The sequence below is a fragment of the Pseudomonas sp. So3.2b genome, assembly GCF_019464415.1.
Taxonomy (GTDB): Bacteria; Pseudomonadota; Gammaproteobacteria; order Pseudomonadales; family Pseudomonadaceae; genus Aquipseudomonas; species Aquipseudomonas shahriarae.
Genome location: NZ_CP080494.1, coordinates 2,293,575 through 2,310,893, shown reverse-complemented (window position 1 = coordinate 2,310,893; position 17,319 = coordinate 2,293,575). Strand labels below are relative to the sequence as shown.

The following is a 17,319-nucleotide window of genomic DNA, read 5'->3' as shown; positions in this document are numbered from 1 at the left end:
GTGTCCCTCAGTCGTTGCGTCGATCAATAAAACTCAAGGCCTGGTACAACGCCTGCATCCGCGGCAACTCACAGCCCGCGGCCCTGGCAGCAGCCAGCGGGCGAGCGTAGATCGCGGCCAGTTCCAGGGGGCGCCGGTGCAGATGATCGTGATACATGCTGGGCCAGTAATCCGTCAAACGCTCGGTCATGCTGAACATCTGCTCGGGGTAGCCGGGCGCGATCTCATGGCCGCACGCCTGGGCGCCCTGCACCACTTCGGCCATCAGGCCCTGGATCAATTCCCGGCTGGATTCGTCGGCCATCAACTGCGAGGTATTGGCACCGAGCAGCACCGACAGGCCGTTGTACGGCACATTCCACACCAACTTATGCCAGCGTGCCTGATCCAGGTCGGGCATGGCCTGGGCGTCGATCCCGGCGTGGCGGAACAGCCCGGCGCCCTCTTCGACAATCGCCTGGCGGCGTGCAGCATCAGCGATGGCAGTGCCGCTGTGATAGCCAAGACTGACCCGGCCCATGGCCTGGTGCTCGACGATCCCCGGCCCGGAACGGTGCACGCAGATATAACAAAGCCCGCCAAGCAGATGCAGGGACTCGGGCAGATGCTCGCGCAGGCCGTCCTCGACGGCGAGGCCGTTTTGCAGCAATACAACCTTGGCATCGGGCGCCGCGACCTCGGCAATGGTGGGCGCCAGCTCAACGTTACCGGTGGTCTTGGTGCCCACCAGCAGCCAGTCGCAAGGCGGCATGTCGGCCGCGCTGGCATAGGCCTGGACCGGGTGCAGGCGCAAGGCGCCATGCACCGCACTGTTGAGCTGCAAGCCACGCTCACTGACCGCCGCAAATTCACTGCGCAGCAGGAAATGCACATCGAAACCGGCGCGCGCCAGCATCAACCCGTAAAAACCACCAATGGCACCGGTACCGATAATCCCAATGCGTGGCCCTGGCTCAACTGCACTCGTCATGGCAACTCCTCTGGTTCTCGTTTGAGCGCTTCTTCTATAGCCTCACGTAGGTCGCCGGCATTCAGACCCGTCTGCAATGCGCCGTGGAACTGACCCTCGCACACCACAAACAGCGCCGGCAAATGAAAGATCCCGTAGCGCTGCACCGCGCCGCCATTGTGCCCGGCGTCGATCCAGCAGATGCGCGCAACCGGCAGTTCCCAGCCGGGCAACTGCTGGCGCGCCCAGCGGCAACTGGAACAGCCGACACTGGTAAATACCAGCAGCGAAGCACCCGGCAACGCCAGCAACTGCTGGTCGATATCCAAATCCGTCAATTCAAACGCTTTCACTCGATCTGCACCACACCCTTTAACCAGGCAACACACTATCAGGCCGCACGACACCGCGCGCAATTGCCCATTGTCGAGCCGGCTTGTACGCGCTAAGGTTCGGCTCCCCGCTGCATTTAAATCATGCTGTGCTCCGCCGCACGGGGTTCGCTGGCGGCCGGCACCCGTGACCCTGACGAGTAACACGATGGCTGATTTACCGATCAACGACCTAAACGTCGAATCCAACGAGACCCTGATCACGCCCGATCAGCTCAAGCGCGAAATCCCTCTGAGCGACGCTGCATTGCAGACCGTCACCAAGGGCCGCGAAGTCATTCGTGACATCCTCGACGGCACTGACCACCGCCTGTTCGTGGTGATCGGGCCCTGCTCGATCCACGACCTCAAGGCCGCCCACGAGTACGCCGAACGCCTCAAAGTGCTGGCTGCGGAAGTATCCGACACCCTGTACCTGGTGATGCGCGTGTACTTCGAGAAGCCGCGCACTACCGTGGGCTGGAAAGGTCTGATCAACGATCCGTACCTGGACGACTCGTTCAAGATCCAGGATGGTTTGCATATTGGCCGCAAGCTGCTGCTGGACCTGGCTGAAATGGGCCTGCCAACGGCCACCGAAGCCCTGGACCCGATTTCCCCGCAATACCTGCAGGACCTGATCAGTTGGTCGGCGATCGGCGCGCGCACTACCGAATCGCAAACCCACCGCGAAATGGCCTCTGGCCTGTCCTCGGCCGTGGGTTTCAAGAACGGCACCGATGGCGGCCTGACCGTGGCGATCAACGCCCTGCAGTCGGTTTCCAGCCCACACCGCTTCCTGGGGATCAACCAGGAAGGTGGCGTGTCCATCGTCACCACCAAGGGCAACGCCTATGGTCACGTGGTCCTGCGTGGCGGCAATGGCAAGCCCAACTATGATTCAGTCAGCGTGGCCCTGTGCGAACAGGCACTGACCAAGGCGAAGATCAAGCCGAACATCATGGTCGATTGCAGTCACGCCAACTCCAACAAGGATCCGGCCCTGCAACCGCTGGTGATGGAGAACGTGGCCAACCAGATCCTGGAAGGCAACCAGTCGATTATCGGCCTGATGGTCGAAAGCCACCTGAACTGGGGTTGCCAGGCGATTCCAAAGGATCTGGCCGACCTGCAATACGGTGTGTCGATCACTGACGCCTGCATCGACTGGTCCGCCACCGAGACCACCCTGCGCAGCATGCACGCCAAGCTCAAGGACGTATTGCCCAAGCGCAAACGTACCTGACGCACACAAAAACGCCGGGCTAAGCCCGGCGTTTTTTTATGCCTGCCTGTTTGCTTTCACAGCTTCGCGGCATGGCGCTGGTGGCGCTCCATGTAGCGCTCGACGTAGGAGCAGGACGGAATCACCGTGTAGCCCATGCTCTCGGCGTATTGCAGCGCTTCTTCGGTCAGCGCAGCGGCAATGCCGCGCCCACGCAGGGCATTGGGCACAAACGTGCGGTAAATATCCAGGGTCTGCTTCCCCAGGTCCATGTAGGTCAGATAGGCACGATGACCGTCCACATTGGTCTCGAACTGATGACCAGCCTGGTCATGGTGGATGGACAACGCCTCGCTCATCACTACTCCTCGCGGGTCTTGGTTTCTGACCCCTACCTTACCGATGTTTTTCCGGCGAAGGAACATCTACGCCACCCCGTGCCGGTTTCGACAACGAGAAAAGCCCTACAGCACTCACGCCCCGCACGCAGGAATAGTAGGCACCAATCCTGTCATTGCTCAAGGGACACTCGTCATCCATTTGGCTCGCGAACATAGAAAGGGCTGATCGAACATCCTGTGGTCGATAGCCTGAACATTGCCGGCAGTTGAAGCGTGAGACGAACCCGCGCTTTTAAAGTCACCTCTACATGCGCGAAAGATGCCCGGCAACCCCGGGACAATCTGAACAATAGTATGGGGCAGATATATAAATTGACATCGGCTTACAACGTTTAACACTTGCCAGGCGGCGCTTTCAGCCCGGGCCCAGTCTTTGACCAAGCGTCAAAAACTGGATGTTTTTTATACAGACCCTCTAAAGATTAGCCAAAACAGATTCAGCACAAGAATTTTTTTTGCTTCTTGCGCTACGTCAGTTTACTTACTACAAGTAATGGGTAGTATGTACGCCGGCTATTAGCTCACTCTGAGAAATTAGCCATTAATTAGAAAGTCCTTGAAGGGGAACACGATGAACAACGTTCTGAAATTCTCTGCTCTGGCTCTGGCCGCAGTTCTGGCTACCGGTTGCAGCAGCGTCTCCAAAGAAACCGAAGCCCGTCTGACTGCAACTGAAGACGCAGCAGCTCGCTCCCAGGCTCGTGCAGACGAAGCCTACCGTAAAGCTGATGAAGCTCTGGCTGCTGCTCAAAAAGCACAACAGACTGCTGACGAAGCTAACGAGCGCGCTCTGCGCATGCTTGAAAAAGCTAGCCGCAAGTAATAATCCTTCGGGGTTGTTATCTAGCCGATCCATTTTGGATCGGCTTTTTATTGCCTGGGATTCGGCTACGGATCCCAGGCAATAAAAAACCCGCCAGGGGCAATCCGTGGCGGGCTTCGATGGGAGACAGGCGTTACTGCTGCAGATCGACCGGCATGCTGCTGACCATCGGCGCCGCGCCCGGTTCGCCAATTTGCGCCGGCAAACCATCTTCGGCCGCCACCACATCACGCACTTGATCCCAATCGACCCGCAGGTTATTGGCCAGGTCTTCGCGCTTGAGCATCGCATTGATGACTGCCGTGTGCTTGTCGACCACCGACGGCGTGCCATCGTCGTTCAACGGCGCATGCGCCTCCAGATAGACCTTGCCGCCGCTGATGCCGAATTTGTAGGCTTCATTAATGATACGCACCGGCGTGCCCACCGGAACCATCTTGGCCATCTCCAGCACGTTGTTGTTGAACATGCGGAAGCAACCATGGCTGGTACGGGTACCGATACCAAACTTCTTGTTGGAGCCATGAATCAGGTAGCCCGGCGTGCCCAGGGTAAACTTGAATGGCCCCAGGGGGTTGTCCGGACCTGCCGGCACCACGTTGGGCAGCGGGTCACCGTCCGCTGCGTGTTCGGCCTTGATCGACGCAGGAGGAGTCCAGGTCGGGTTGGGTGTCTTGGCAATGATGCTGGTGTGGGCAATCGGCGAACCCCAACCCTCGCGACCGATCCCCAGCGGGAAGGTGTACACCACGTCCTGGCCCTTGGGGTAGTAGTACAGACGGTACTCGGCGAGGTTGATCACGATGCCTTCGCGAGGCCCCGGCGGCAGGATGAAACGGGTCGGCAGCACAATCTCCGCGCCGGTGCCCGGTAGCCAGGCATCCACGCCGGGGTTGGCCGCGACCATCTCCGAATAGCCCAGGTCGTAAGTCACGCCCAGGTCGGCAAAGGTGTCTTCGTACTTGGCCTTGATCACCTGGACCTCGCCGACAATGTCTTCACCCGGCGGTGGCAGGGGCAGTTGCAGAGCCGCAACAGGACCAGCTGCACATAAGGCAGCGAGAGACAGGCAACGGGTGACGACAGGCAGACGCGACAACATCCGGAAAATCCTTCGCAGATCGACGGGGGTAAATGGCGATTGTAGCGTGTAGCTGCCCTTAAAGCTCGAAGCGCAGTTCGGGCCAGATAGGCGGTGTGCCACGCTTTTGCGATTCGAGAATCGCCCGGCACAAGGGGCACAGGCGCTGGTCCTGGAAGATCGAGCGATCCACCGATGACCAGCGTGGCTGGGCCGGCAGCAATGTGCCGCAGAGCGTACGGTCGATCGTGCCGCCCAGCTCCAGCTGGCGCGTGACCAGGTGCACCTTCACTTCCTGGCAGGCGAACAGATCCAGCTGCTCGTCAGGCTCGATCAGTTGGTAGGCAAATAGGGACCAGGCAGGACGCGACGACATCGGGGGCTCCAAATCGGGGGCGCCACCTTAGCCGAAAGACCGCTGCTAGAAAAGCGTCATAACAGCGGTTTTAGCGTCGGCCAGACATTTTCCAGCAACTTCGCCTGGGCGCCGACTGCCGGGTGCAGTTGATCCGCCTGCATCATCTCCGGATGCCCCCCCACCCCTTCAAGAAAAAACGGTACCAGGGGAACGTTTTTTTCCTTGGCCAGCACGCCATAGACTTCGGCAAATGCCGTGGTGTAGCGCGGGCCATAATTGGGTGGCAACTGCATCCCCAGCAGCAACACCTTGGCGCCACCGGCCTTGGACTGGTCGATCATCGACGCAAGATTTTGTTGCAATTGTGCCGGGGGCTGTCCACGCAAGCCGTCGTTGCCGCCCAACTCGATCACCACCACGTCCGGCTTATGCTCTGCAAGCGCCGCCGGCAGCCGCGCCAAGCCTCCGGCACTGGTGTCGCCGCTGATGGAGGCGTTGACCACTTTATCGTCGAAACCCTCCTGCTTGAGCCGTTGCTCCAGCAGTGCCACCCACCCTTTGCTGGTATCCAGGCCGAAACCGGCACTGATACTATCGCCAACGATCAGGACAGTACCCGCCGCTGCGTTCTGGGCCATGCACATCAGGGCCAGGCCAGCACTCAAAAACCATATTCGCATCGGATTCTCCATGGGCGCATGCATTCTCACCGCGCAGAACCTTAGCAAAGTGGTTCCCAGCGCGGAAGGTGAACTGACCATCCTGCACGAACTGAGCCTGGAACTGAACAAGGGCGATAGCCTGGCTATCGTCGGCAGCTCCGGCTCGGGAAAATCCACGCTCCTTGGCCTGCTGGCCGGGCTCGACCTGCCCAGCAGCGGTGAAGTCACCCTCGCCGGCCAGGCCCTGAGTGTCCTGGACGAAGATCAACGGGCGCGCATCCGCGCCGAACACGTCGGCTTTGTGTTCCAGTCATTCCAATTGCTCGACAGCCTCAATGCCCTGGAAAACGTCATGCTGCCCCTGGAGCTGGACGGTCGCAAAGACGCCCGCGAACGCGCCCGGCACTTGCTCGAACGGGTCGGCCTGGGCCAGCGCCTGACTCACTCGCCCCGCCAGCTCTCCGGTGGCGAGCAACAACGAGTGGCCATTGCCCGTGCGTTCGCCGCCGAGCCGGACGTACTGTTTGCCGATGAACCCACCGGCAACCTCGACAGCCACACCGGCGAGCGCATCAGCGACCTGCTGTTCGAGCTCAACAAAGAGAACGGCACCACCCTGGTACTGGTGACCCACGACGAGCGGCTGGCCCATCGCTGCCGACGCCTGATCCGCCTTGAAGCCGGCCAGATGGTCGAGCCCCTGGAGCCTTGATGGCACGTTTGCCGCTGTTGCGCCTGTTCAGCCTTGCCCTGCGCCAATTGCTGCGCGATGCCCGCGCCGGTGAGTTGCGCGTCCTATTCTTCGCCCTGCTGGTGGCCGTAGCCGCCAGCACGGCCATCGGCTACTTCGGCGCACGACTCAACGGCGCGATGCTGTTGCGCGCCACCGAGTTCCTTGGCGCCGACCTGGTGCTGGAGGGCAGTTCCCCGGCCCGGCCCGAGCAGATAACCAGTGGCACGCAACTGGGCTTGGCACATGCCAGGGTGGTGGAGTTTTCCAGCGTCATCGCCACCGACAACGGTATTCAGTTATCGAGCATCAAGGCGGTCAACGAGCAGTACCCGCTGCGCGGCCAGTTGAAAAGCGCGGCCGAACCGTTCGCCGAAGACACCCCGGGCGGCGGGCCGAAATCCGGCGAAGCCTGGGTCGAGGCCCGCCTGCTGACCGCACTGGATCTGAAAGTCGGCGACAGTATCGACGTCGGCCTGAAGACCCTGCGCCTGGCCCGCGTACTCACCTATGAGCCGGATCGGGCCGGCAATCTCTACAGCCTCACCCCGCGGGTGATGATCAACCTGGCCGACCTTGAGGCCACCGGCGTGGTGCAGCCGGGAAGCCGGGTCAGCTACCGCGAGTTGTGGCGTGCGCCGCCAGCCAGTGTCGCGCTGCAAACCTACCGCGACCAGATCACCCCGGGACTGGCCGCCAACCAGCGCCTGCAGGATGCGCGGGACGGCAACCAGCAGATCGGTGGTGCCCTGGGCAAGGCCGAGCGCTACCTGAACATGGCCAGTCTGGTCGCCGTGTTGCTCTCCGGCGTCGCCGTAGCCCTGTCGGCCAACCGCTTTGCCAGCCGCCGCTTCGACGCCAGTGCGCTGCTGCGCTGCCTGGGTCTGTCGCGACGGGAAACCATGCTGCTGTTCAGCCTGCAACTGACCGTCCTGGGCTTGCTGGCCAGCCTCGCCGGTGCAGCTCTGGGCTGGTTCGCCCAACTGGGCCTGTTTTACCTGTTGAACGACCTGTTGCCGGCAGACGTGCCACCCGGCGGATTGCTACCGGCCGTCGCCGGCATCGGTACCGGCCTGGTGGCCCTGGCCGGCTTTGCCCTGCCCCCTCTGGCGGCCCTGGGCCGAGTGCCGCCGTTGCGGGTGCTGCGACGCGACTTACTGCCAATCCCCTCCAGCACCTGGATGGTGTATGGCGCGGCGCTGTTTGCCCTGGGCCTGATCATGTGGCGCCTGAGCCTGGACCTGGTGCTGACCTTCGCCCTGCTGGGCGGCGGGGTGATCGCCGCGCTGCTCCTCGGTGGCCTGCTGCTGTTGCTCTTGCAAAGCCTGCGCCGCCTACTGGCGCGTGCTGCCCTGCCCTGGCGCCTGGGGTTGGGCCAACTGTTGCGCCACCCGCTGGCGGCGGCGGGCCAGTCCCTGGCGTTCGGCCTGATCCTGCTGTCGATGGGTTTGATCGCCCTGCTGCGTGGCGAGTTGCTGGACACCTGGCAGAACCAACTGCCCAAGGATGCCCCCAACTATTTCGCGCTTAACATCCTGCCGGCCGACAAGGACGCCTTCGGTGCCCGCCTGCTTGAACTGCAGGCACAGGCCGCGCCCTTGTATCCGGTGGTGCCGGGACGCCTGATCAGCATCAACGGCGAACCGGTGCAGGAAATTGTCAGCAAGGACTCCAGTGGCGATCGGGCGATACAGCGAGACCTGAGCCTGACCTGGGCGGCCAACCTGCCCCCTGGCAATACCCTGACATCGGGCACCTGGTGGGCGGATCAGCCGAGCGATGAAATACCGGGGGTCTCGGTCGAAACCAAGGTCGCCGAAAGCCTCAAGCTCAAGCTCAACGACCACCTGATCTTTACCGTTGGCGGGGAAAACCGTGAAGCCCGGGTCACCAGCCTGCGGGAGATCAACTGGGACAATTTCCAACCCAACTTCTTCATGATCTTCCAGCCTGGCACCCTGAAGGACCTGCCGGCCACGTACCTGACCAGCTTCTATCTGGCCGCCGGCCATGACCAGCAGATCGTCGACCTGTCCCGGGCCTTCCCGGCCGTGACCATCCTGCAGGTCGAGGCGCTGCTGGCCCAACTGCGCAGCATCCTGGCCCAGGTCACGCTGGCCGTGGAATACGTGCTGCTGTTTGTCCTCGCGGCTGGCATGGCGGTGCTGTTCTCCGGCCTGCAGGCCACCCTGGACGAACGCATCCGCCAGGGCGCCTTGTTGCGCGCCCTGGGCGCGGAGCGCAAGTTGCTGGTCAAGGCCCGGCGTATCGAGTTCGGGCTGCTGGGCGCGGTCAGCGGGTTGCTGGCGGCACTGGGTACCGAGCTGGTGACCCTGGTGCTGTATCGCTACGCATTCGACCTGGTCTGGCACCCTCACCCATGGTTGCTGGTGCTGCCAGTGATCGGTGCAGTGCTGATCGGTGGTGCCGGAGTGTTCGGTACACGCCGCGCGTTGAACGCCAGCCCACTGGCGGTACTGCGCGAAGGCTGAAACAAAAATGGCCCGCTTCCTCCTTGGGGAGCGGGCCACTCACAGTTACTTGATGTATTCGATACCTGTGATCCACCAGCACATTTCGCCATTTGGCGTCTGCACAATGGCCTCATCATCCACTTCTTTGCGCAGCAAGGCCCTGGCCATGGGGGAGTCGATGGAGATGTAGTCCATGCGCTCATAAATCTCGTCATAACCCACGATGCGAAAACGCTTGGTCTCGCCCTGCTCGTTCTCGATATCCACCCAGGCGCCGAAAAACACCTTGCCCTCCTGCTCGGGCATGTACTCCACCACCCGCATATCTTCCAGGCGTTTGCGCAGGTAACGCACCCGGCGATCGATTTCACGCAGCAGCTTCTTGTTGTACTGGTAGTCGGCGTTCTCGCTGCGGTCTCCCAGCGAAGCAGCCCACGTCACCTTGCGCGTTGTATCAGGACGTTTCTCTCGCCACAGGTAATCGAGCTCTTTTTTCAGTGCCTCATGACCTTCTTTGGTAATCAGCTTGGTACTCAAAAGCGTCACATCCCCAGGAAATATCCATTGGTTCAAACCCCCTCTGCATCAGCCAAGGATGCATTGGCTGCCTGACGGCAATCGGCCGGGTCTGATGATAAATGAACGCCAGAAAGTAGCCAGGCCTGATTCCCCGGTCAATCGGCACCAAGCAATTTACTGGATTGCTGCTCAACATTTTCCACAGGAAACAGGGTGCCATCCAGGCGATAAAGCAGTGCCTTCAAGTCGCCCCTGAAGCCCGACAACTGCCCCAGCCCGGTCGCCAGTTGCTCAGCCTGTTGCTGGGATGCCCGGTCCTGCGCCTGTAGCCTGAACGACTCATCTTCCATCTGTTGAGCCCAGCCCTCCAGGCGGCGTTGTTCTGCCTGCTGCAACTGCGCATCCCGGGCCAGGTGCTCCTCCCGGCTATTCAACGCTTCGGCTCGCTGCTGCAAAGCAAGCTCCTGCGCGGCCAACTGTTGATTGGCCTGCTCCAATGTGGCCTTTTCCCGTAGTAGCTGGTCCCTTTGCAGTTCAAGCGCCTCCTGCTGCTGGAGCACTGCGCGTTTCTGTTGCGTCAACTCATGCGCCACACGGGCAAGATTGGTCAGCGTGGTGTCTACTTCATGCAGGGACGACTGATCCGCCGCCACGACTGGCGGGACGACCGCGGGCGGTGCAACCGGCTGCGGCTCCGGAGCCTGCGGTGCAGATACCTCCTGTGCCTCCGGTTCCTTCGGCGGTGGAGGCAATGGCTCAGGCAAGACGACCACTGGCTCCTCATGGGGCTCCTGCGTCATATCCTCACGATTTGCCGTACCCGGTGGCGATACCATTTTTGACGAGAAGCGAATAGACGGCACAATCAACTCGGTGCTCTCTATCGCGGGCAGACCAATGACTGAAGTGCCCAGGGTGATCACCTTCATCACCAATGCCTTCTTGATCATCAGCGAGTGGTGATCCTCCGGTCGGGCCGTCGGTAGCTTGCTGCCCTTCAGGTCAATGAAATGATAAGGCACCTGGGGCCCGGCGGCATTGCCCCCAGATGCCGTGGCAAGGGTGATGATTTGCTTGAGGACGCTCATTGCCAGTTGCAGGCTCTCCTTGGACTCGATGCTTCCAAGAAAATACCGCTCGGACTTTTTGCGCAACGCGGCGATGTAGACCCGAGAGCTTCCGGGTTCGACCTCCTCGTCCAGACTGTAGACAAGAAAGTTGGAAGCAATTTGCGGTATCGCAAAACAACAGAGCAATGCACCGTTAACGGGGGAATCATGACCAGAGTGTTCAAGAACAAGAGTACGTAGAAGCATCATGAGTGTCGGACTCCATTACCGTAGTACTTCATATACACGCCATTTTTCAAATCAAAATCAACAATCCTGCAAAAACAACGCAATTGTTTCAGCGAGTGATTGAGGCACATGTAGGACTTACCTTATTCAAGTGCTTTAGCGTTTCCAAGCGCCCCTATTGAACGTACCATTTTTTAACAAAGCCGCACCTGAAACACTTGATCAATACTTTTCATTTTCCACCCTCGGCAATTCTCAACCTGAACACACAGGCTTATTGAGCCCCCTGCATATTCAGCATGCCCCGGCAAACAACCAAGCAGAAAAGCCTAATGATCGAAATAACCAATCTAACAAAAAAAACGGGACGAGCGATTGCCATCGACAATATGACATTCAGTGTCCGCCCTAGGGAATGCCTGGGGTTGTTCGGACACGATGGCGCTGGCAAAAGCACACTACTCAAATTGCTCTCAGGCGCAATCCCCGCAACTTCCGGCAATATAAAAATACATGACATAGATATCGCGACCCATCCGATACAGGCAAAAAAAATAATAGGCTACCAGCCTGAATTCGCCCTCAGCCACAGCAATATGAAGGTAAAAAGCTTTCTGGGTTTCATGGCCGAAGTTCGCGGACTCCGTGGCCTGGAAAAGCGCAAGATGGTTGATCGCGCCATCACCCGCCTGGAACTTTGGCGAGTACTTGACTCACCTGTCGCAGCCCTCCCCCCAGGGCACCGGCGCAAAGTCGCGCTGGCCCAGGCCATCCTGCATGACCCCAAGCTGCTGCTGCTCGATGAACCCACAGAGGGCCTGGACACCCTGCAAAAACAGAAGGTCGGCACCCTCATCCAGTCGTTGACCGAAGACATGACGGTCATTGTCGCCTCGCGCAACCCCGAAGAATTCTCCTGCATCTGCCAACGGGCGCTGGTGCTGGCCGAGGGCCGATTGCTCGCCGACGCCCCTGTCACCGAGCTGCAGCGTAGCTCGCGCCATTACCAGGCAATCACCCTGGCCGCCGATACCCCCCTGGACCTATTGGCGCTGGCCGTGCTTCCGGGGGTGGCTGGCATCGAAGAAGACCGGCACGCCTACGGCAGCGTGACGGTACTCGCGATGCCAGGGCAGGTCATCTATCCCCACATCAATGCCCTGGTCGCCAACCGTCGCTGGAAGATCAATACCTTGAGCCTTGAGCCGGGACGCCTGAGCGACGTCATCCACCACTTGAGCCAGGAGGCACCCAATTGAAACGTCTACCCGTGATATTCAAACGGCAATTCAACAACTACTTGTCGAGCCCGGCCACCTATTTTGGCGTCGCTATGTTTCTGATTACTAACACCACACTCGGTTTTTATATAGGAAACTTCTTAAACGGAAATCCGACAGACCTTCACGCCTTCTTCCAGTTTCACCCCTGGCTTTATCTTTTTTTCATTCCATTTATTTCCACACTGCTCTGGTCGGATGAGCACAACGAAAATGCACGCTCCTTTACAAATACCTTGCCGGTCTCGGCCCTCGAACTGACATTGGGCAAGTTCCTGGCCGCTTGGACCGTTTGCGCACTCACACTAGCCTTGGACTTCCCACTGGTCATCATCATTAACTATCTGGCCATGGCGGACAACTCAACCATCCTCGGCCAATTCATAGGAAGTTGGTTACTGGCAGGCGCTTATCTCTCATTCTCCTGCCTTGTCTGTGTAGTGGCCTATAATCGCCTGATTATTTTCGGCATCACACTCGCGTTATTATTGCTCACCAGCACTTTATCGTCAGTGCTGGACATGCTGACCCATCAGGCCCCTATCTGGGTGATCGACAGCTTGATTTCACTCAACCCGCGGGTACGTTTCAGCGCGATAGACAGCGGCCTCCTGACCCTGCATGACACGTCGTACTTCATAAGCATGATCATCGCTTTCCTCACCGCAACCACCCTAACTTTAAACTTCAGAAAAGGCTGAGAAAGGAAATCCCCATGAGGAACCTTATAAACTTCGGCGTGACGTTGAGCGTCATCGCCCTGCTTTTTCTCGCCTTCAATCTGGTATGGGTACTGAAACTGCCCAACTATCGACTGGACCTTTCAGAGAAAAAAATCCACACCCTGTCACCTTCGACCGACGCCCTGCTCGCGGCACTTGAAACCCCCATGGATTTGTATTTTTTCAATGGCAGCTATCCCCGCAAAAGTGACGCCCTGAACAACCATGGCGAGTACATTGCCCTGCTGCTCAAGGCCTATGAAAGTGCGTCAAAGGGCAACGTTACGCTGCACCTGATTGATCCAGCCCCCTTTTCAGAGGACGAGTACAAGGCTGAGTTACTGGGCCTGGATAGCCAACAAGGACTGTTTGGACTCATCGGCACCCGTGCCAACCATGAGCCGCAGAAAATCGAACGATTCGACCCCGCCCAGGCGAGCTTCCTGGAATATGAGATCAGTCGCCTGATCCACAACGTCGCCCGCGAGGAGCAACCCACCATCGGCCTGATCTACGGATTAGCCATGGACGGCAACCTGAATGGACGCACCCAGGAAGCCACGCCGCCGTGGCAGTTATTCAAGGAAATACGCAGCCAGTTCAATCTGATGACCCTGGGCAGCGACACCTCGCGCATCCCCGCTCACATCAAGACCCTGATGGTGGTCCAGCCCTCTCGGCTGCCGGAACAGACACTTTTTGCCATTGACCAATTTGTCCTGGCAGGGGGAAAGCTGATGATGTTTGTCGACCCCTTGAACGATCAGGACTCAACCGCCGACACCACCGGCCTGCAAACACTGCTCGCCGCCTGGGGCGTGCAGATGCCAGCGAATAAGGTATTGGCGGACAACCTCTATGCAACGCCGGTGGTCGTGACCAGCGGCCAGCCGCCCGTGCGTCATCCCGGGGCGCTCACCCTGCCCCGAGAAGCGATGGCGCAACAGGACGTCAGCACCTGGGGCGTTGACAGCGTGACACTGTTGAATCCAGGCACACTCGTGCCGCTGAAAAAAAGCCGCACCACATTCACCCCGCTGCTCCAGAGTTCCGGGCAGTCCAGTACGTTCGATGGGGTACGCTTCACTCAACCGGACGAATTCGCCTCCATGATTGGCGAGGCCGTCAGTCGTGGCCGGCCGAATGTGATCGCAGCCCGTATCGAAGGGCCCGCCTACTCCGCATTCCCTGACGCCAGCAACGGCCAGAAGGCCACACTGCAAAAGGCGACCAATATCCATGTGGTGGTGATCGCCGATATTGACATGCTCAGCGACCGCGTCTGGCTGGCCGCACGCAATGCCAACGGACAGAAAGCGCAGCGCCCGGGCAATGCCCGGTTTGTCTTGAATACATTGGATAACCTGGCAGCGCCCGACACCCTGAGTGCTATCAGCCCTCGTGCAAGCGACCGGCAACAGCCCGGGTTGCTGGACAGGCTGCGCCACGAGGCTGCGCAATCCTACCGAAAAAAGGCTGCCCTGATGGAACAACGGCTGGCCCAGACGGAAAAGGAATGGCGGTTGCTGAACACGCCGTCCTCCATGCTGGAGACTCAGGCCATCTCTTCAAATACGCTGTTGCAAGCGCTAAACAAAGAACGCCTGCGATTACGTATGGAGCTTCACACCCTGGAAAAAGAAGCCTACAAGAGCGTCCGCCGGTTGGAACTCGCTGTGGTGGTGCTCACGACGATCACCGTGCCACTGATAGTGAGCCTGCTGGGCCTGGGGATCTTTATCTCACGTCTCCGTCGCCAACATCCACCTGCCGCAGCGTTCTACTGAACGTGGTTCTCTCAGCCTCGATTAACGCCGGGTAATCAAACCCTGGCGCGCCACGCGGGTCAGGTGGTGAATAAACTCGTTGGCATCCTCAGCGTTCGGCGCCTGGATTACCGCCAGGTCAAAGCTGTTTGTGGCAAAGCGCGCCAGGGACTCGCCATCTTCGACAAACTGGATCAGGAACGCCGAAGGTCGGCCAGTCCGCCGGGGCCAGCCATCCAGGTAACGCAGCAACGTCGGCTGGTGCTTGCCGCCAAGGAGAATTTTCGGATTGCGTTGAGTCAGGCCCGCAGTGATCGGGGCCAGGCGTACAAGAGGTCGTAGTGCATTCATCGTGTCGTGTCTCTGCCTCAAAAGTCTGCGGGCAGGTGAGAGGCAACACCGAACCAGCGCTTTAGCGGTATTTCGAAACCTGGAGCAGGCTTCTGTCGGGACTGCAGCGAGTCCCTGTGGCGCCCCGCAATTAGCTGTTTAAATCGGCGCATGCAGCATCCTAGAGAAGCCGGTGGGGCAGTGTCAAGAATCCCGTACAACGAAAAAGGCCCGCGCGAGGCGGGCCTTTAACAGGTGAGCTGCGCGATCAGTTGGCGATGGCGCGGTCGGCAGACAGCTTGCCAGCACCTTCAAACAGCACCGCCACTGTGCCGCCCAGCAGCGCCAGGGCGAACTCATAGCCGTTGTTGGCCAGGAACAAACCGTTGCTGATATGCACCGAGAAAATCGCCACCAGCGAGACGATGGTCAACCCCAGCGCCGCCGGGCGTGCCAGCAGGCCAATGATCAGCGCCAGGCCGGCGAAGAACTCAGTACCGCCCGACAACAATGCCATCAGGGTACCCGGGGCCAGGCCGATGCTCTCCATCCACTGCGCCGTGCCCGCCAGGCCGCCGCCGCCAAACCAGCCAAAGAGTTTTTGCGAACCGTGGGCGGCAAAAATGATACCGACAAAAATCCGCAGGACGGTCAGGCCATAGCCGGCACGGGTGGACAGGAGGTTTTTGATCATTGGGCTCATATTGCTAATCCTTTTCGATGAAGGGGGTTGGTTGGCCGCTATATTAATCAGTTTAGATAATGATAAAAGCCGAAAAAAGCGCTAATCAATATCTAATAATTAGATTATTTGCGTGAGACGATCTTGGACGTCACCGGCTCCAGGGAGTCCCGTTCCCGATCAAAGGCCAAGTAGTACTTGTTCACGCTATTAACATAGCTGACGCCGCCCATTCCGACCTGCTCCATGGCGATGCGCTCGACCTGGAAGAACCACTGATTAGGGTTCAAACCCCGGCGGCGCGCCTCGGCACGCATGCCCTGCACCCGCTCCGGCCCCATGTTGTAGGCCGCCAGGACGAACGCCATACGCTCGCGCTCGTTCAGCTTGGGGCTGGCGAAGAACTTGCGGCGAATCAATGCCAGGTAACGCGCCCCCGCCTGCACATTGCTGTCCAGGGTCTGGATATTGTTGACTCCCACCCTTTGGGCCGCCGAAGGGGTGATCTGCATCAAGCCCGTCGGCCCGCTGCCGCTTTTCGCGGCGGGGTTGAGGGACGATTCCTTGAAGGCCAGGGCCGCCAGGTTCAGCCAGTCCATGCCTTGTTCCCGGGCGTGTTTCTGCAGGACCGGGCGCAGTTTCTCCAGGCGCTGGCGATCAGCCCGCGCCAAGGGGTAGCGCACCTGATAGAGACGACGATAGATGCGCTGGAAGGCCACGTCCTGGTCCGACGGAGTCTTGTAGGTTTTCAGGAAGCGGTCGATGCTCGCCCGCAGCATCGAGGCATCCTGGCGCACGAACCAGTACTCTTCGCCCGGCTCGCTGATCGCCACTTGCTTGTCGAAACGCAGCTTGGGCAGGATCTTTGACCAGCGCTCGGCAATCGGCCGCTCGACAATGGTCAGGCGGAAGATCCCCGCCTGGACCATCTCCAGCACATCTTCCACCGCCAGGCTGGGGTCTACCCATTCCACCTTGACCGGCGGCAGCTTGCGCAGTGCCAGCTTCTGATTGATCTGGTTGACCGCCTCCCCCGCTGCGCTGCCCGTGGTCAGGGCCAGGGTGCGCCCAGACAACTGCTCCAGCCGGGTAAACCGCCGCTCGCCCTTGAGGCCCACCAGCCACAGCGGCACGTCGCTGGCAATCGGATCACTGCTGCTGATCTTGTGCGCCCCCGTCGTATCCAGCAGTTCGCCGGGCGCCACCAGGTCACCCTCACCACGGGCCAACGCCCCCAGCAACTGATCCTTGGCTTTGGGAATGATCTTGAGGTTGATTTCCTGGCCGTCGCGGGCGCGGCCGTTGAGGTAGTGTTCGAAGGCGCGCAGGCGGTGGTACTCAACGCCAATCGACTGGCCCTGGACTTCACCGGAACTGTTGCGGCTCTGGTTGACCAGCACCCGCAAGGTGCGGCTGCTGCGGATTTCTGCCAGGTCACGGACTTTGCCCGACTTGGTCACTTCCAGCGGCCCGTCCAGGCGCGCAACCGCCGCCGTGGGCAGCAGCAGCGTCAGGCACACCATAAGCAATGCCGAGGGTCGGATCATCCGCTCTCCGGAAAGAACAAGGCCCCATGCACCGCGAAAAACGCCGCATTGGGGGACAGAAACAGAGCGCCAGAGGCGCAGACTTTGGGCGCAAGGGTGGC

The 17,319-nt window shown here is 59.8% G+C and carries 18 protein-coding genes; 7 read left to right on the top strand and 11 right to left on the bottom strand.

Features of this window, described 5'->3' with window-relative positions; genetic code table 11:
- Positions 1-7: 7 nt before the first annotated feature.
- Positions 8-970 (bottom strand): putative 2-dehydropantoate 2-reductase, encoded by a 963-nt coding sequence (locus K1X80_RS10560; RefSeq protein WP_120732385.1) that lies wholly within the window; start codon positions 968-970, stop codon positions 8-10.
- Complete coding sequence (locus K1X80_RS10555; RefSeq protein ID WP_115127847.1) at positions 967-1,302, bottom strand: co-chaperone YbbN; 336 nt, start codon at positions 1,300-1,302, stop codon at positions 967-969. Before K1X80_RS10555 ends, K1X80_RS10560 begins: the two co-directional genes overlap by 4 nt.
- Positions 1,303-1,489: 187 nt before the next feature.
- On the opposite strand from K1X80_RS10555, the gene K1X80_RS10550 reads away from it, so the two are divergent.
- On the top strand, positions 1,490-2,566 hold the full coding sequence (locus K1X80_RS10550; protein WP_029297994.1) for a 3-deoxy-7-phosphoheptulonate synthase: 1,077 nt from the start codon (positions 1,490-1,492) through the stop codon (positions 2,564-2,566).
- Between the two features lie 56 nt (positions 2,567-2,622).
- Here K1X80_RS10550 and K1X80_RS10545 read toward each other — a convergent pair whose 3' ends face one another.
- Positions 2,623-2,904 (bottom strand): GNAT family N-acetyltransferase, encoded by a 282-nt coding sequence (locus K1X80_RS10545; RefSeq protein WP_029297992.1) that lies wholly within the window; start codon positions 2,902-2,904, stop codon positions 2,623-2,625.
- A 613-nt stretch (positions 2,905-3,517) separates the two neighbouring features.
- Between K1X80_RS10545 and oprI the strand changes: the two genes are divergently transcribed.
- The gene (gene oprI, locus K1X80_RS10540) at positions 3,518-3,769 is read left to right on the top strand and encodes an outer membrane lipoprotei OprI (protein ID WP_003172710.1); all 252 of its coding nucleotides are present in this window, start codon (positions 3,518-3,520) and stop codon (positions 3,767-3,769) included.
- 133 nt (positions 3,770-3,902) lie between these two features.
- Here the strand turns inward: oprI and K1X80_RS10535 are convergent, their stop codons facing one another.
- Genes K1X80_RS10535 through K1X80_RS10525 form a run of 3 tightly spaced genes read right to left on the bottom strand, consistent with a single transcriptional unit; the run spans position 3,903 to position 5,888 of the window.
- Positions 3,903-4,871 (bottom strand): L,D-transpeptidase family protein, encoded by a 969-nt coding sequence (locus K1X80_RS10535; protein WP_120732382.1) that lies wholly within the window; start codon positions 4,869-4,871, stop codon positions 3,903-3,905.
- A gap of 58 nt (positions 4,872-4,929) precedes the next feature.
- A complete protein-coding gene (locus K1X80_RS10530) occupies positions 4,930-5,226 on the bottom strand; it encodes a hypothetical protein (RefSeq protein ID WP_029297976.1) in 297 nt (98 codons plus the stop codon).
- A gap of 56 nt (positions 5,227-5,282) precedes the next feature.
- Positions 5,283-5,888 carry an arylesterase gene (locus K1X80_RS10525; RefSeq protein ID WP_115127846.1) on the bottom strand — a complete coding sequence of 202 codons (606 nt, stop codon included), beginning with the start codon at positions 5,886-5,888 and terminating at the stop codon, positions 5,283-5,285.
- A gap of 10 nt (positions 5,889-5,898) precedes the next feature.
- Here K1X80_RS10525 and K1X80_RS10520 point away from each other — a divergent pair, with 10 nt between their 5' ends.
- Both K1X80_RS10520 and K1X80_RS10515 read left to right on the top strand, forming a co-directional pair.
- Positions 5,899-6,582 (top strand): ABC transporter ATP-binding protein, encoded by a 684-nt coding sequence (locus tag K1X80_RS10520; RefSeq protein ID WP_057439231.1) that lies wholly within the window; start codon positions 5,899-5,901, stop codon positions 6,580-6,582.
- On the top strand, positions 6,582-9,092 hold the full coding sequence (locus K1X80_RS10515) for an ABC transporter permease (protein WP_057958927.1): 2,511 nt from the start codon (positions 6,582-6,584) through the stop codon (positions 9,090-9,092). The genes K1X80_RS10520 and K1X80_RS10515 overlap by 1 nt, the downstream gene beginning before the upstream one ends.
- A gap of 45 nt (positions 9,093-9,137) precedes the next feature.
- On the opposite strand, the gene greB is transcribed toward K1X80_RS10515, so the two are convergent.
- Both greB and K1X80_RS10505 read right to left on the bottom strand, forming a co-directional pair.
- A complete protein-coding gene (gene greB, locus K1X80_RS10510) occupies positions 9,138-9,611 on the bottom strand; it encodes a transcription elongation factor GreB (RefSeq protein ID WP_057439191.1) in 474 nt (157 codons plus the stop codon).
- A gap of 137 nt (positions 9,612-9,748) precedes the next feature.
- Positions 9,749-10,912, bottom strand: a complete 1,164-nt coding sequence (locus tag K1X80_RS10505; protein WP_057958926.1) for a hypothetical protein — start codon at positions 10,910-10,912, stop codon at positions 9,749-9,751.
- A 311-nt stretch (positions 10,913-11,223) separates the two neighbouring features.
- Here K1X80_RS10505 and K1X80_RS10500 point away from each other — a divergent pair, with 311 nt between their 5' ends.
- Genes K1X80_RS10500 through K1X80_RS10490 form a run of 3 tightly spaced genes read left to right on the top strand, consistent with a single transcriptional unit; the run spans position 11,224 to position 14,680 of the window.
- Positions 11,224-12,150 carry an ABC transporter ATP-binding protein gene (locus K1X80_RS10500; protein WP_120734413.1) on the top strand — a complete coding sequence of 309 codons (927 nt, stop codon included), beginning with the start codon at positions 11,224-11,226 and terminating at the stop codon, positions 12,148-12,150.
- Positions 12,147-12,872 carry an ABC transporter permease gene (locus K1X80_RS10495; protein WP_057958924.1) on the top strand — a complete coding sequence of 242 codons (726 nt, stop codon included), beginning with the start codon at positions 12,147-12,149 and terminating at the stop codon, positions 12,870-12,872. Before K1X80_RS10500 ends, K1X80_RS10495 begins: the two co-directional genes overlap by 4 nt.
- Before the next feature lie 14 nt (positions 12,873-12,886).
- Positions 12,887-14,680, top strand: a complete 1,794-nt coding sequence (locus K1X80_RS10490) for a Gldg family protein (protein WP_220172878.1) — start codon at positions 12,887-12,889, stop codon at positions 14,678-14,680.
- A 21-nt stretch (positions 14,681-14,701) separates the two neighbouring features.
- On the opposite strand, the gene K1X80_RS10485 is transcribed toward K1X80_RS10490, so the two are convergent.
- From K1X80_RS10485 to K1X80_RS10475, 3 genes are all read right to left on the bottom strand, one after another.
- Positions 14,702-15,010: a hypothetical protein gene (locus K1X80_RS10485; protein ID WP_057439194.1), complete on the bottom strand. Its 309-nt coding sequence runs from the start codon at positions 15,008-15,010 to the stop codon at positions 14,702-14,704.
- 247 nt (positions 15,011-15,257) lie between these two features.
- Positions 15,258-15,692 carry a DoxX family protein gene (locus K1X80_RS10480; RefSeq protein ID WP_169989345.1) on the bottom strand — a complete coding sequence of 145 codons (435 nt, stop codon included), beginning with the start codon at positions 15,690-15,692 and terminating at the stop codon, positions 15,258-15,260.
- 104 nt (positions 15,693-15,796) lie between these two features.
- Positions 15,797-17,218 carry a transglycosylase SLT domain-containing protein gene (locus K1X80_RS10475; protein ID WP_057958921.1) on the bottom strand — a complete coding sequence of 474 codons (1,422 nt, stop codon included), beginning with the start codon at positions 17,216-17,218 and terminating at the stop codon, positions 15,797-15,799.
- Positions 17,219-17,319: the final 101 nt, after the last annotated feature.